At 42.6% G+C, this 15188-nt stretch carries 15 protein-coding genes, 1 tRNA gene and 1 riboswitch; of the genes, 3 read left to right on the top strand and 13 right to left on the bottom strand.

Annotated features, from left to right (window positions below; genetic code table 11):
* Positions 1-80: 80 nt before the first annotated feature.
* Positions 81-725, bottom strand: coding sequence for a 50S ribosomal protein L25/general stress protein Ctc (locus ACP14V_RS14970; protein ID WP_136564690.1), 645 nt, complete (start codon positions 723-725; stop codon positions 81-83).
* 19 nt (positions 726-744) lie between these two features.
* Positions 745-1686, bottom strand: a complete 942-nt coding sequence (locus ACP14V_RS14965; RefSeq protein WP_136564689.1) for a ribose-phosphate pyrophosphokinase — start codon at positions 1684-1686, stop codon at positions 745-747.
* 160 nt (positions 1687-1846) lie between these two features.
* On the opposite strand from ACP14V_RS14965, the gene ACP14V_RS14960 reads away from it, so the two are divergent.
* Positions 1847-1931: transfer RNA gene (locus ACP14V_RS14960), tRNA-Leu, on the top strand.
* Between the two features lie 42 nt (positions 1932-1973).
* On the opposite strand, the gene ACP14V_RS14955 is transcribed toward ACP14V_RS14960, so the two are convergent.
* From ACP14V_RS14955 to metE, 4 genes are read right to left on the bottom strand one after another with little or no spacing between them, the layout of a single operon-like run.
* The gene (locus ACP14V_RS14955) at positions 1974-2465 is read right to left on the bottom strand and encodes a PAS domain-containing protein (RefSeq protein WP_272608788.1); all 492 of its coding nucleotides are present in this window, start codon (positions 2463-2465) and stop codon (positions 1974-1976) included.
* 31 nt (positions 2466-2496) lie between these two features.
* The gene (locus ACP14V_RS14950; RefSeq protein WP_272608787.1) at positions 2497-2880 is read right to left on the bottom strand and encodes an acyl-CoA thioesterase; all 384 of its coding nucleotides are present in this window, start codon (positions 2878-2880) and stop codon (positions 2497-2499) included.
* The gene (locus ACP14V_RS14945; protein WP_272608786.1) at positions 2867-3124 is read right to left on the bottom strand and encodes a cysteine-rich CWC family protein; all 258 of its coding nucleotides are present in this window, start codon (positions 3122-3124) and stop codon (positions 2867-2869) included. Before ACP14V_RS14945 ends, ACP14V_RS14950 begins: the two co-directional genes overlap by 14 nt.
* Before the next feature lie 38 nt (positions 3125-3162).
* Complete coding sequence (gene metE / locus ACP14V_RS14940; RefSeq protein ID WP_272608785.1) at positions 3163-5484, bottom strand: 5-methyltetrahydropteroyltriglutamate--homocysteine S-methyltransferase; 2322 nt, start codon at positions 5482-5484, stop codon at positions 3163-3165.
* A 160-nt stretch (positions 5485-5644) separates the two neighbouring features.
* A riboswitch (cobalamin riboswitch) is annotated at positions 5645-5845 on the bottom strand.
* A gap of 272 nt (positions 5846-6117) precedes the next feature.
* Here metE and ACP14V_RS14935 point away from each other — a divergent pair.
* A complete protein-coding gene (locus tag ACP14V_RS14935; RefSeq protein ID WP_272608784.1) occupies positions 6118-6453 on the top strand; it encodes a CidA/LrgA family protein in 336 nt (111 codons plus the stop codon).
* Entirely contained in the window at positions 6450-7145 is a 696-nt protein-coding gene (locus tag ACP14V_RS14930) for an LrgB family protein (RefSeq protein ID WP_272608783.1), read from the top strand. Before ACP14V_RS14935 ends, ACP14V_RS14930 begins: the two co-directional genes overlap by 4 nt.
* Positions 7146-7173: 28 nt before the next feature.
* On the opposite strand, the gene ACP14V_RS14925 is transcribed toward ACP14V_RS14930, so the two are convergent.
* The 7 genes from ACP14V_RS14925 to ACP14V_RS14895 form a co-directional block, all read right to left on the bottom strand.
* The gene (locus tag ACP14V_RS14925) at positions 7174-9288 is read right to left on the bottom strand and encodes a carbohydrate binding family 9 domain-containing protein (protein ID WP_272608782.1); all 2115 of its coding nucleotides are present in this window, start codon (positions 9286-9288) and stop codon (positions 7174-7176) included.
* 97 nt (positions 9289-9385) lie between these two features.
* A complete protein-coding gene (locus ACP14V_RS14920) occupies positions 9386-10816 on the bottom strand; it encodes a DUF3526 domain-containing protein (RefSeq protein WP_272608781.1) in 1431 nt (476 codons plus the stop codon).
* Positions 10817-10818: 2 nt separating this feature from the next.
* A complete protein-coding gene (locus tag ACP14V_RS14915) occupies positions 10819-12225 on the bottom strand; it encodes an ABC transporter permease (protein ID WP_272608780.1) in 1407 nt (468 codons plus the stop codon).
* Positions 12222-12938 carry an ABC transporter ATP-binding protein gene (locus ACP14V_RS14910; RefSeq protein WP_272608779.1) on the bottom strand — a complete coding sequence of 239 codons (717 nt, stop codon included), beginning with the start codon at positions 12936-12938 and terminating at the stop codon, positions 12222-12224. The genes ACP14V_RS14915 and ACP14V_RS14910 overlap by 4 nt, the downstream gene beginning before the upstream one ends.
* A 31-nt stretch (positions 12939-12969) precedes the next feature.
* The gene (locus tag ACP14V_RS14905) at positions 12970-13422 is read right to left on the bottom strand and encodes a DUF4625 domain-containing protein (RefSeq protein WP_272608778.1); all 453 of its coding nucleotides are present in this window, start codon (positions 13420-13422) and stop codon (positions 12970-12972) included.
* A 104-nt stretch (positions 13423-13526) separates the two neighbouring features.
* A complete protein-coding gene (locus ACP14V_RS14900) occupies positions 13527-14360 on the bottom strand; it encodes a hypothetical protein (protein ID WP_272608777.1) in 834 nt (277 codons plus the stop codon).
* Positions 14361-14402: 42 nt separating this feature from the next.
* Positions 14403-15182, bottom strand: coding sequence for a DUF4625 domain-containing protein (locus tag ACP14V_RS14895; RefSeq protein ID WP_272608776.1), 780 nt, complete (start codon positions 15180-15182; stop codon positions 14403-14405).
* Positions 15183-15188 lie beyond the last annotated feature (6 nt).

Raw genomic sequence — 15188 nt, 5'->3', positions numbered from 1 at the left:
TTTGTCCAAAAATACAAAAGCATCCCATTATTTGCTCAATCGCGAATGGGATGCTTTGTAATCTATTATTGGATAAGAAACTATTCTGTAGCTTCAGCTTCTGGGGCGTCGCCACCTTCAGCTGCGGCTTCAGCGCCTTCTTCAGTTTCTTCATCCTCATCTTCCACTTCATCAACAGAAGTTCTGGATGCTTTCACCTGTACAATTGCAGTACTATCTGGGTGGAGGATGGAATAATCGTCATTCAAGATGGTTTCAACCGCAATTGTTCCACCTATCCTTAGTTTGGAAATATCCACAGTAATAAAATCAGGCAGCAACTCTGGCAATGCCTTGATGGATAGTTTTCTCTTTCTGAACAACAAACGTCCACCGTTTCGTACCCCAGGGGAATTTCCTTCCAAACGAACTGGGATGTTCATGGTAACAGGTTTGTCCTTGAACAATTGATAGAAATCGATGTGCAAAATTTTATCGGTTACAGGATGAAATTGAATGTCCTGCAATACCGCGTCAAATTTTTGGCCGTTTTCCAACTCAATCACAGCAGTGTGTGCATTGGGGGTATAGACCAAATCTCTGAATGAAATTTCATCAGCTGAAAAGTGTATTGGTGTATCCCCTCCGTACAGCACGCAAGGGACCTTTCCAGCATTACGTAAGGCTTTGGTAGATACCTTGCCCACGCTTTCTCTTTGGGATCCTTTGATTGTAATTGACTTCATTGTAATATATTAAATTGATTTACATTAAAAACTTGGAAGATATTGAGGTGTTGTGGTGCACCCTATGCATAACGTCTGCAAAAAGGTCGGCACAGCTCAATACCTTTATTTTATTCTGTTTATGGTCAACGGGAATTGAATCCGTAATGATCAGTTCCGTCAACTTTGAGTTCTCTATTCTTTCATAGGCGTTTCCGGACAACAATCCGTGTGTGGTGACGGCACGAACACTCTCGGCCCCGCGCTCTATCATAAGGTCCGCTGCTTTGGTAAGAGTACCAGCGGTATCCACCATATCATCTACCAAAACCACATTTTTGCCCTGAACATCCCCTATAAGTTCCATGTGGGAGATGACATTGGCCTTGGCCCGCTGCTTGTAACAGATAACCACATCGCACTCCAAAGCCTTGGAATAGGCATAGGCTCTTTTGGAACCTCCCATATCTGGGGAAGCAATGCAAAGATTATCCAAATTGAGGCTCCTTAAATAAGGAAGGAATAGCGTGGAAGCAAACAGATGATCTACGGGCTTTTCAAAAAAGCCTTGGATTTGGTCTGCATGAAGGTCCATGGTAATGATCCTTGTAGCTCCCGCCGTTTCCAACATCTTGGCCACCAACTTTGCGGCTATGGGTACTCTGGGCTTATCTTTTCTATCTTGTCTGGCCCAACCAAAATAAGGCATCACTGCGGTAATGTGTCTTGCGGAAGCTCTTTTAGCGGCATCCAACATCAACAACATTTCCATTAAGTTTTCTGAACTAGGATTGGTGGAACCAATAATAAAAATACGTGCCCCACGAATAGATTCCTCAAATGAAGGCTGGAATTCCCCATCGCTATATCTGGAAAACTGTATCTTCCCCAAATCCGCACCGTATGAGGCAGCTATTTTTCTGCCAAGTTCAATACTTTGGGTACATGCGAAAATTTTTGGTTCAGGAACTTGATAGGCCATTGCAAACTCTTGTTGTCTAGCTTTTTAACGATGCTTTCTGATAAAGAGGTGCAAATTTAAAAATTAATTTGGGTTGCTAAAGGATAAATACAAGTATTTTTTGGTGGGGAATTAAATTATTTTTTTAGCTTTGCAGTCCATTTTGAAAAGCACCATAAATGCCTTGGTGGCGGAACTGGTAGACGCGCTGGATTCAAAATCCAGTGTCTTCGGACGTGTGGGTTCGATTCCCACCCAAGGTACCAAAGAAAAAGCCTGGAAATCAATAGATTTTCGGGCTTTTGTTTTTATGCTGCCAACTTTTCTTTCTCCAATGCCAAAAAATTCTTCAGCACATTATTGGAATCGTAAATAGGCACTATTTTGATTTGGCACAGATAGGGTTGTCCATTTTTTCGGTAATTTAAGATTGAGCCCGTAAATGTATGTTCGGTCTGTAACTGTTCCCGGATTTCCTGTTTTGTGTTTTTGGAAGTTTTGATTCCCTGAAGAAAGCTGGGTCTTTTCCCAATGGCAAAATTTTTGGAATACCCTGTCATTTCCTGAAACCCCTCGCTTACCCAAATAATGTTTTGATTTGACCCGGTTAGCACCAAGGCATCATAATCTTCTTGTAGAATAGCATCCTTTATGGTTAGAGCAATTTCATTTTTTACAATAGATTGTAATTGGGTTAGATTATTTTTTCTACGCAATTGTCGGAGTAATTTGTGGTAATACTCCAGATAGATATCAAAACTGACCAATGGGGAAATATAGGATTTTACTTCTTCTTTCATAATTATCACTTAGAGGGTTCCTGTTCATTTCTCATAAAACTGAAGTGGATTTTTTGTTTTCATCCAAAGCTACAAACGTGAAAAGACCGCTTATGGCCTTTTCCCGGTGGCTAGAGTACATTTCTTCCAAATAGATGTCCACTTGTACCTTCAAACTTTTGTTTCCCACTTTTACCACTTGCCCAACAAGTTCAATAATGGTGCCGGCAGGAATCGGGTGGTCAAAATCGATGCGATCTGTACTAACGGTCACCATTCGTTTTCTGCTGAATCGTGTAGCGCTGATAAAGGCTACCTCATCCATCAGGCTAAGGGCGGTCCCCCCAAAAAGTGTATCATAATGATTGACCGTAATGGGAAAAACAGCTTTGAATATGCTGGTTTTTGATTGTTCTATGCGCTCAGTTGTTTCCATTGTCTTTTTTGTAATAAACTCCCAAGATTCTTTGTAGGGATTGTTGATGTTTCAAGTTTCTGTGTTCCATCTTTAGCGTTTTCATGCATCGGGCACAAAGACAATCATCATATTTTAGATTGATGTACTCATACTCTTCTTTATCAAGTTTAACGGTGGCGCATTGACATAAGGAGATAGACCCCACTTTACATTCGAAGCGGGTATTGCAACGCGGGCAGTTTTTTTCCTCGTGATAGGCCATTTTTTAAGGGGCCGATGGCAAAATCGGCCCCATTAATTTTAAGTTGAAGGTTGGCCGACGGCCTCTCTCATCTGTTGGGCAGCGGAGACCATCACCTGTAAGGCCTTTTTGGTTTCCTCCCAACCTCTTGTCTTCAATCCGCAATCCGGGTTTACCCATAGCTTGGAAGCGGGCAACACTTTTTCAGCCTTTCGTAAGAGCCTCAAAATCTCTTTGGAGGAAGGAACCCGTGGGGAATGGATGTCATACACCCCTGGCCCTATATCATTGGGATAATCGAACTCATAAAAAGCATCCAACAACTCCATTTGGGATCGGGAACACTCAATAGTGATCACATCGGCATCCATATCCGCTATGTTCTTGATGATATCATTGAACTCGGAATAGCACATATGCGTGTGGATCTGTGTGGAATCCTTTATGCCACTTGTAGATAGCTTAAAAGCTCCTATGGCCCAATCCAGATAATGGTTCCAATCCTTTTTGCGCAAAGGCAATCCTTCCCGAATGGCAGGTTCGTCTACTTGAATTATGCCAATACCTTCTTTTTCCAAATCCAATACTTCATCCAAAATGGCCAATGCAATCTGTTCGCAGGTGACGGAACGAGGCTGGTCATCCCGAACAAAGGACCATTGCAAAATGGTTACAGGTCCAGTCAACATTCCCTTTACAGGTTTGTTGGTCAATGATTGTGCAAACGATGTCCAGAAGACCGTGATGGAATTTGGTCTGGAGACATCGCCATAAATAACAGGCGGTTTTACGCAACGTGATCCGTAACTTTGCACCCATCCGTTTTGGGTGAATGTGAAGCCTTCCAGTTGTTCCCCGAAGTACTCCACCATATCATTTCGTTCAAATTCGCCATGCACGGGTACGTCCAGGCCAATTTCTTCTTGTAATGCTATTGCTTTTTCGGTCTCACTTTTTAGATATGCAACATATTGTTCCTCATTGATCACTCCCTTTTTAAACAATGACCTATTTTGTCTCACCTCCCTAGTTTGGGGAAACGACCCAATGGTGGTGGTTGGAAAAAGCGGAAGCTTTAAATGGGACTCTTGCAGGACCTTCCTTTTTTCAAACGGGGATTGTCTATGGTAATCCTTTTCATCCAACTGTTCCAAACGTTGTTTCACTATGGGTTTATGGATCAATGTGGAATTCTCCCTTTTTTTGATGGAAGCCAAATTCTCCTTGAAAAGAGGATGTGATCCATGATCAGGGATATGGGCCAGTATCTTTAGACTTTGGAGTTCTTCCAATTTCTGTTTGGCGAAGGCCATCCAATCCTTTATTTCCTTGGAAAGCACTTTTTCGTTTTGTTCCAAGTCCAAATCATATGGAACGTGTAACAATGAACAAGACGGAGATATAAAGATGTGCTTCTCTCCTAATTGTTCCTTGGCTTGCTGAATACATTTCAATGAGGCTGCGAAGTCATTTTTCCAAACATTCCGCCCATCGACCACACCCAAAGAAAGAGAAATGTTTTCTCGGCGTTTATCGGACTTTAAAACCTGTTCCAGTTGATTGGGCCCTCTTTTCAAATCCAAGTGGAGTGCACATACTGGCAATGAAAGCACAGTACCAAGATTGTTCCCATAATCCCCAAAATAACTGGCCAAATAGGCTTTTAGGTTTGGGAATTTTTCTGAAACCCTATGATATACATGGATAATGGCTTCTTGTTCCTCATGTGTAAGGTCTGTGGACAGTATAGGCTCATCAAATTGTACCCAGGTCGCTCCCGCTTCCGTCAATCTTTCCAAAATGGTAAAATATACAGGAAGAAGTTTGGACAATAAATCAAGCCTTTTAAAACCCTCTTCTTTTTCCTTCCCCAGTAGCAGATAGGTTACAGGACCCAAAAGCACAGGTTTCGTATGGATTCCAAGTGCTTTGGCTTCATTGAATTCGTCAATGACTTTTGAGGATAGTAGTGCAAACTCTTGATCTTTGGTAAATTCAGGAACGATGTAGTGATAATTCGTATCGAACCATTTCGTCATTTCCATGGCAATGACATCCACGCCATCTTTTTGCAAGCCCCTTGCCATGGCAAAATAAAGATCCAATAAATTTTCATTGGATACTTGGGCATTTTTGTAGCGCTCTGGAATGGCACCCACCATTAAAGTGGTGTCCAGAACCTGATCATAAAATGAAAAATCGTTGGAAGGGATAAGGTCGATTCCCTTTTCGTGTTGGAGCTTCCAGTTTTCTTTTCGGATGCTCTTTCCGGTCACGAGCAGTTCCTCCAAAGAAATCTTGCCCGACCAATACTTTTCGCAAGCCTTTTTCAGCTCACGGTGGGCACCAACTCTTGGGTAACCCAAATTGCTTGTCTTCATTGCTAAAGCTTTTATAAAATTGAACAATTAGATAAAAGCTCCTTAGCTCAACTTCGCAATGCCTTAAAACAAGAAGAACGTGGCTGGAATTTACCCGGATTTCTGGAAAAATTCAAACGCTCGACCCGCCCTTTACGCGAAGGCACCGTCAAAATCCTACAAAGTAGGAACGACATGGGCAGGTATCCTGGCTTGTTCGATTTTTACCGCCTTCTCATCCTAAAATAAGACAATGGCTTTTATGGCAAAAACATACTATTCCAAATGGAATCGGACTTACAGTTGCGCGTCAGCTCGTGATTTACACACGATTCCCTTTTAATTCCGACCTAAATCGGAAACCCTTATCGTTTTGATAAAGAAATTAAGTAAAGAACTTATTGAGGTGTAAATGTATGCAATAATCTGTGCACATCTATCTAGAAAAGTCACATTAATGAAAAGAACAGTTGCTGAGAACATCAGTCAAAGTGTAAAAGGGACTTAATAAAAGGTGTGGTTTTTTAGTAGATCAATTATCAGAATATGATTGGATGTTGAGAACTGATCCACTTATTCAGGACACAAAATTTTGCTTTTGTGCGGAGGATTACATCATGAAGCCTTAAATTTCAGCCTAAAATCGATAACGGAATGCTCAAATCCTTAACCATTATTTTTCTTTTTCTCATTCTTGGGGAATTTGTGAATTACATTTTTAAGATTCCCATAGCAGGGAATATCATCGGAATGGTATTGATATTTCTGGCCTTGAAATTCAAACTCATCAAGTTGGAAATGGTGAAACCGGCTTCTGATAAACTACTGAAATATTTGGTCCTGTTTTTTGTGCCTTATGGCGTAGGGTTGATGGTGCATTTTGAGACCATTAAAGCACATTGGTTCTCCATTGGTTTGGCGGTTTTGGGAAGTACAATATTAACACTTTACCTCACAGCATTTATTCAAGAAAAACTGCAGAAGAAATGAAAACCTTTCTGTCCTTACCAGTAGTCTGGGTGTTTTTGACCTTGGCTATATATTTTTTGGCCCAAGGTTTACATAAGAAGGTGAAATGGGCTTTGACAACCCCTATTTTGGTTACCATTTTTGTGCTTATACTTCTCTTGTCAGTTTTTGATGTGGATTTTGGGACCTATGACAGTGGAGGAAAATTTCTCAGTTTCTTTCTAGGGCCTTCAGTGGTGGCACTTGGAGTTCTATTTTATGAAAAGTTGGATGAAATAAAATCCAACTTGTTGCCTTTTTGCATAGCCGTTTTTGTTGGAGGTATTGGTAGTATACTCAGTTTAATTTTTATTCTGATGGCTCTTAAGGCTCCTGAAGTATTGATGCGGTCTTTGGCTCCAAAATCAGTCACTACACCCATAGCCATTGAAATTGCAAAGTCTGTCGGAGGGGTTCCATCCATCACGGCAGGAGTGGTCATTGCCGTTGGGATTTTTGGCAATGCCTTCGGAATCTATATCCTTAAGTTTTTGGGCATTACCAGTAAAACGGCCATAGGCACGGCCTTGGGAACTGCATCGCATGGCATAGGTACAGCACGCGCGTTGGAAGAAAGTGAACTTTCAGGGGTTTATAGCGGGTTGGCACTTTGTGTAAATGGGCTTGTTACCGCTATTGTAACCCCTTTGGTCATAGATTGGATTCTTGTATGATTGTTCTTCAATTTACCATCAAGAGAAATCAGAATTGTTTCAGAAGCGCAATTTTGCTAATAAACTGACGAGTCCGCTGAACAGGGTCAAAGATATCCACCTGCGTATCGTTGAACACAAGATAAATAAAGGACAAAGGCATATATTCCCAACTAAAGCGTACATTCCAACGCCCTTGTTCATCAAAACTGTTGTACTGATAAAAGGTGGATAGCTGTACCCTTGGATTCAGGGCCAGGCGTAGACTCCCCGTATACAAGTCGGTATCCAAATCCTCTTGAAGAATTCCCAAACCATTAATGTTGTTATGTTCGTAATCTGCTGTAAACGATATATGGGGAAGCGGTGCATAACGAAATCCGGCAATGGTTGTATTTCGGGTGCCGTTGTAAAAATCCCCAAAATCGTATCTGATGGAACCGGAAAGTTTTTTGGATTGGTCAGAATTATATCGAAGCGTATATCGGGTGTAGTTGTAACTCCCTTCATCAATTTGTAAACCCAACGGAGCAAAATCAAAATTGATGTTCTGCCAAGTAGGCGTAAATGAGGCTTCAACAAAACTATTGTCCTTGAACCATGTATAAATTGGAAAAATATAAAGGTTGGCCTGTTGGAAATTTCCAAAATCCTCAAAATCATGGAAATAATTGAAGAAGACGCCTGGGTCCCAGCGGCGAACAAAGGGCAGCCACTTTGGCCTTACAATGGCATATCCTCCAGGGCTGTGTGTCACAACATCCTTTTGGAAAACAAATCCCATCCCAGGGGTATAGTCCGAACTGACGATATCAGAAATATAACCCATGTAATAGGCATTGGTTCTAGAGGTTGCTGATATTCTTCCCGAAAAACCGGTGTCCCCTGTCTCACTATCCAAGGATGTGGATAACAGATAGGTCAATGTAATATCCGGTTTTGGACGAATCAATCCATCAATGGAAATGGTGGTGTTATTTTGGCTCACCAATCCTAATTCACCCAAAGAATCGTCCAACCGATAGGTAATCATGGCTCCAATATTGTTTTCCTTGCCATAGTTTTTGGTATAGCGGGCCACTCCAAAGGTGCTTCCCGGGCTATCATCGGTTTCCCTTTGGCGAACAGCCAATGCGGCAAGGGTTCTATTCTCATTACGATCCGTATAGCGGGCCCCAGCATCCAAAGGTGCCGGAGTTGCATTAAAGGCATTGGAAAGGCCAATGGTACGACTAAAGAATGGCCGTACCCGAACATTGCTTGCACCTGCCCAAATCCCCGAGTTTTCCAAAAAGAACTGTCGGCGTTCTGGAAAAAAAATGTTGAACCGCTCCAAATTGTTCACGGCCCTGTCCACATCGGCTTGTGCAAAATCGGTGTTAATGGTCAGGTCCAACACCGCATTGGGATTAATGGCCCATTTGACATCTCCCCCAATTTTTGGGTCACTCAATTTATCGGTCAATGTATTCCCAGCTTTATTCTCATCGTACTGATAAAGGGCATAAGGTTCTACACGGATGTTAGCCGATGGTGGCGGCACCTCCAGACCGGTAAGCTTGGCGGCATAGACCATTCTATTTTCTGAAAAAGATTGGGGAATGTCCGGAAAAACCGTTTTTTCAAAGTCCTTTCTTGCCAAACGATACAATGTGATTCCCCAGGATACGGGAACACCCTCCCTAGGTTTGTCATACCGAATGGATTTAAAGGGGATGGCAAATTCGGCATAATAGCCGTCATCCATTCTTTGCGTTCGTACGCGCCACAGGGCATTCCAGTCTTCATCCCTGTTGTTGTCGTTGAAACTCTGTAAATCCAACTGGTTTCCATACGGTGTTGTTTGGAAGGATACAGCGTACTGTTTCGTATTTTGCGCATCAATTTGAATTCCTAACACATCGTTTTCGCCATTGTCAAAATCACGCCTCAAGTCTTGCATTCGAACCCCTTTTTTGCCCAAAGAATCTGCTGCAAAAACTCCGAAATAGAGATTTTTGTCATCATACAGCACGCGGACCGTGGTAGGATTCTTTATTGGGCCGCCTTGGACAGGTTCAACACGAAAGAAATCGGTGATAGGTTCCGCTCGGTTCCAATCGGCCTCCTCCAATCGACCATCAATGGTTAGGTTTCCAAGGGCTCTGGTCGCTGAAATGCTCACAGGATTTTCCGGTGGGGGAAAATTGTTCGTATTTTGAGTTTGACCCCACATGGAAATCATGCTTGAACTGATTAGTGCGAACAAAAGGTATTTCATGCTATAGTCCATTTAAGATGCCCTTTTGTTTTGAGTTTTGTCCCAACAATAGTCCGACCCCCAAAAGAAGGGCCGTAGTTAACAGCATAATAGGAACCGATGTGCTGATGGTTCTTTTTCTCTCATTTTGGAATTGAAACTGTGGCAATCCTGGGTAGTCGGCTTGCGAGAAATTTCGGTTGTTGTATAAGAAAGACATAAAATGCTCCCTCCATACTTCGGCAAAACCCATTACTTGGCCACGATAGTTTTCATAATCATCCGTAGAAGTTCCCGCTAGTTGATTAAGGGATTCTTGAACAACAATTGCGGGGGAAATCCATTGCAATTGTTTGGACCATGTTTGTTGTTTTTGCAGTTGTTTCTCATATTCGTTCACTATGGGTTGCAATTCTTCTTTTACCACTTCTTGGGAGGCCATGTACCTGTGATAAAAACTTCGGGTCTGTGTAGAATCGTTTATGGCATATTCTGGGTGGTCCCGAAGGAAATTGTCCAAAATCTCATCTTGTCTTTCGGTGGCCGCCGCTTTTCGTTCCCGCATTTTGTTGATCATGAGGGTTCGTGATGGCATTGGATAGAGCTTACTTCCCAACTGATTAAGCACGGAAGGTGTTAAAAGGACAAAAAGAACCCATAGCCCAATAAGTGATACAGCATTCTTGGCTGAACTGCCCACAAAGAGATTTACCAAAAAGGCAAGGGCGAACCAAAATAACATATAGCTTAAGGTGAGTGCCAACAAGCTCAAAAAAGCACCCCATTGGAAAGGCCCGATGCCTACAAGGAAAATGGTCGCCAATAAAGAGAACGTTGCCAGTACTGAAAGCCAAAAAAAGCGAAGAATCAGTTTTTGGAACACCCATTTTCCAATGGATATCGGTTGTGATGCCAACAGGCGTAACGAGCCTTGCTCTTTTTCGGAAGATAGTACGTTGTAGGTAAAGGCAATGATGAGCAACGGCAGTAAGTAAACAATCACAAAAGCGAGATCAAAACTGCCAAAGAGGAGTTGCACAGGGCTGCTCATTTCGGTGAAGTTCAAAGTAAAATCATCCCCGCTCACCGTGGGTTTCATATAGTGTGTGAACAAATCTGCTTGTCCAGTGGAAACAAATGACATGGGTTGAGGTTCCATGGCCGCCACTCTAGGGTAGTAATTGCCAACGGCCATGGGGCTAGTGGGGATAGTCCAGTAAGGTACGCTTACCTCCATTCCGCGTTCTACGGAATCCAGCAGTTTTATCATGGCTTGATCCGATTCCTGAACTTCTTGCTTGGCCGCGGCTATATCACTTCTTCTTTTTTGCACTTTTTGTTCACCGTTGAAGGTTGAAAAACCGAACAGGACCAACAACAATAGACTTAGCAATTGAATCCAACGGCTACGCAACAGAAGCCGTAATTCATAGATAAAGTTGTATCGTAACATGATCAAATGGTTTTTGTGGTTAGTAGAAGTATGCTAAAAGAAACCACAATCCATGCCCCAAGAATCCAAAGACTTGATGCATTGTTCGTTAGAATTGTCCTTAATTCAGGTGGATCGTAGTTAAAATCGGGAAGCTCTTTCCAAAAATCTGCATCAGCCCGGTATGCCCATTCACCGTAAGATGAATTTTCGGCAAAATTGTCATTTAAGAATTTTTGGGTCGCGATTCGATAATTTTCGGCAGCATCGGCAAAATCCCAGTGGGTTGCATAGTCGGTATGGGCTATGGCCATGCTCAGAAACCGTGCGGGGAGGTATGGGGATACAACCGCCAAACCTCGATATACATTGGATTGTCGTGTAAATTGTTCTTTTAGGTGATTGTAGTGCTTAAAGTAGATTTCTGCTTCATGTTCTTCGCCTTTTTGCATGCGATAGGCATCAAAATTAAAGGGTAGCTTATGGATGCTGTCCACACCATGTTCCGCGAGTACCTTTTGTTCCAACAATTTTGATTCTTTACTCCACGGATTATGGCCATCGAGCCCACCCTGTTTGTCTTTCAAAACATTGGCCGCAAATTCTTGCCTTGTTGGGTAGGGGTATTTTGTTTCTGCAATGTTACTAGCCGCTTTGGGTGCTGCCAAGCAAGCCAAAATCCATACGGATAATGATAATACCAAGGCTATGCCGGATTTTTTGACTCTTGTTGAAATGAAGAGGATAATATTGATGAAGATGATATAATAGCCGGTGTAAATCCAAAACATGGTAAATAGGGAGCTCCAATTGAACACACCAAAATCCTGTAAATTGGATAGTATGAAACCAGCAATCAGGAACAAGGTTGCTGAGAGGACAAAAATGGGAAAGAACAGGGCCATCCATTTTCCCACAACCCATTTCCAGCTTGAGATCCCTTGACTTTTCAATAAGGTCAAGGTGCCCATTTCCTTTTCTTTGGTGAAACTGTTATATCCTAAAAGAATTATGAGCAAGGGAACAATAAAAAGTAGAATGAAATCCGGGGTCAGGTCACCGAACCTGGCCAAGCCAGTTTGGTCGGCCGCAGCACTGAACTGGGCTTCGTTGCGCTTGTGGGCTTCCAAAAAAATGGAGGTTCCCACGTATTTGTCAACGCCTTGGTCAACCAAGGAAAGGGGATATTTGGGTTTAAAGGCATAGGTGCCATAATGGGCTGCGGAATGGGGATTTTTTTCTCCCTGATTGTCCCAAATGGCTCGTTCCGTAGTTTCGGCCATTTGATATTGTTCGGTTATATTTTGGTACTGGCGGGCACTTATCCAGATGGCTATTCCCAAAAGTGATAGTACAATGGTAAAAGCTATTCGTACGCGACCATCCCTCCAAACTTCTTTGGATTCTTTAAAGAAGGTTCTTAAGATCATGGCATTGCTTCTGTAACGTTCATAGTGTCCAAATACGCTTTCTCCAATTGAGAAAGTGAAATATCATCAGCAACAAATTGCTGCCGTAATTGCCCTCCTTTCATGATGCCAATATGGGTAGCAACCTCCTTGGCTCTAAACAGGTCGTGGGTAGCCATTAAAACGGCAACTCCTTTGTTTTTTAAGTTTTGCAGTAATTCACCAAATTCATTGCCAGCTTTTGGATCCAGGCCAGAAGTGGGTTCATCCAATAGGAGGACTTTGGTGTCTTTGGCCAAGGCTAGGGCAATGCCTACTTTTTGTCGCATTCCTTTGGAAAAAGTTGAAATCCGTTTGTGAAATGCATTGGTCTGTAAGCCGGCTTCTTCAAGAAAATTCGATAGCTGTGTGGGAGTAAGTTTTTTTCCCGCTATGCCCGAAAAATAATCTAGGTTCTCCATGGCTGTTAAACTCGGGTAAAGCATCAGGTTTTCTGGGATGTAAGTGATGTATTCCTTGGTCTTTATTGGATTTTTCACCACGTCCAGATCGTTTATGGTGGCGGAGCCCGAACTTGGATTTATAAAGTTCAGGAGCATATTGATAGTGGTGGATTTTCCCGCCCCATTGGCACCGAGCAGACATAGGATCTCACCTTCATTGACAGAAAGGGAAAGTTGGTCCACAGCCGTAAAATCGCCAAATTTTTTGGTCAAATTGTTTGTTGATATCATAGTGATATGGTTTAAGGTTTTAGTAGTGGATTCATTCCACAATTTTTATATCTATGGAGGTCCTGCTCTGCCATCCTGTGGCATCGGTTACCGAAAAGGCACAATGATAATCTCCCGTATCAATATCACTTGGTATGGTGACGGTCAGGTTGATTTCATAGGAAGTCCCACCATTTTCAATGGAGTGGTTTTCCATAAAGATCATGGGGTTAATGGCACTCTTTATGGGGTTCAAATCACACTGGGCCCCTTGGTCGTCATGGGTGTGATGGTCAAAATTGTGATGGATGTTTAGACTGTATGCGGCCAGTTCCATATTGTCGGTGACCATGGCCCGGAATGTATACGATTGCCCCCTTTGGAATTCTTCGCAGGCCTGCGGAAACCCTCCGCTATAGTTTACACTGATGGTGGGTTTTTCCTCATCAATAGTAGTGTCGTCACTGTTTGAGCAAGCAAATAGCAAAATGGTTGCTGCAAGCATGGACAGAGGTTTATAAAATGCTCTCATATTCAATTTTTATTTAACCGCATGGCTTTTGTAAGAAGCCATGCGGAATAAGGTTATCTACTTTTGGCTTAGGCCAATTATTCTTCTTCCGCTACCACACTAAAGGGTACGGACAACTTTACGGCTTCTTCAGAACCAGAATCCTTCACATAAATGTTGAGCCAGTAATTGCCGGTTGGAAACTCTGGGTCAATGGACATATGATAATGGATGTGCGGATTTGTGGAGTTTTCATAAAGTTCTGTGGGGAGCGTGTGAAGGATCTTGTCCCAACTGCCTGCCGGAACGTTCTGTCCCTCTCTCCATTCTTCAAACCACAGTTCGTAAACTATTTCACTTACCGTATGATCTCCTCCTTGATACTCGAACTCGGTATGTAGCTCATCACTGCCATAATGGACATGGCCATCATGCCCGACCTCAACTTCAAAAAATCGTTTGACGACTTCAAACTCTTTGGTCAGGACACTTTCGGAACCATCTTCCTCAACAATGGTGAAGGTCATGGTGTAGGTCCCCTCAGCTGGGCGCATGGAAGGGAAGTATTCATTATCCGGGTCAAAAAGAATGTGATAATGGATGTGTGGATTGATCTGGCCTTCATAATAACTCTCAGGAATCAAATATTTGGAAACATTCCAATCCACTTCATCACCGACCGGAGTTTGGATACTTACGGACTTGATATCGAGATATACCTCGGTCACTTTTTGTTTTCCGGTGTAATCAAACTCAATATGCAGGTCCGGGTTGGCCTGGGGCACTTTGAAATCTGCATTCCCGATCTCCAGGTTTTCAAATCGTTCTGGATTGATATCGCCTTGTTGGTCCAGCGCATCATCATCGTTGCTACAGGATGCCAAGAAGATAAAAGGGAGTGCGATCAAAAGTAATTTTACTATCTGTCTCATTATAAGTGTATAAATATTTGGTATGTTATATTTTGATTGGGATTATTCTGTGGTTACGTCAATGTGGGTTTCATACTCGTAGGTATTCCCATCTTCATCTTCAATAGTGAAAATAATGTGATACTCTCCGGCAGGAGCAGTAGCTGGAACATCAATATGCTTGTGGAATTCTGCTTCGGTCAGCTCGTGGAAATCTTCTGAGTAATCGCCTTCAAAATCCCATTCAACTTCACCTTCTCCAACCTCTAAACCATGGGCATGAACGTCAACCAGAACTTCGTGGATTCCGTTAACGGCTTCAATCATGAATTCAACATGAAAATCACTTCCTCTTTCCACGGTTTCATCCATTTCAAAATCGCTTATGGTAATTGGATCCAGAATCTGGATATGGGCTTCGAATTCGGTGCTGTTGCCCAATTCATCGGTTACTGTTAACACTATATGATATTCCCCAGCTGGAATATTGGAGGGAATATCTATGTGTTCGTGGAAGGTTGGGTTGATTACAAGGTAAGAGGCATCCGTCCAAGTTTGCTCAAAGTCCCAATCGACTTCGCCTTCACCTGCTTCAACTTCATCAGAATGGATGTCAATTGAAATACTGCTTACCACTCCTTCGGCATTGATTTCTCCCTCCATGTGAAGATCCGATCCCTTGTAGGCAACTTGGTCGGTTGAGTGATCGCTGCCTTCTCCAAACTCAAAATTGGAGATTACCGGGGCGGCTACGGCTGGCGTTCCTTCATCGTCACTACTACAAGAATGCAGGACCAGTCCTAAAAAGGTAATAATTGCTAAAGATTTAAAATTTGCTTTCATACTACT

The organism is Flagellimonas alvinocaridis (assembly GCF_965248585.1).
Lineage (GTDB): Bacteria > Bacteroidota > Bacteroidia > Flavobacteriales > Flavobacteriaceae > Flagellimonas > Flagellimonas alvinocaridis.
Note: the sequence above shows the minus strand (reverse complement) of the source record. Positions and strands in the feature narration are given on the sequence as shown.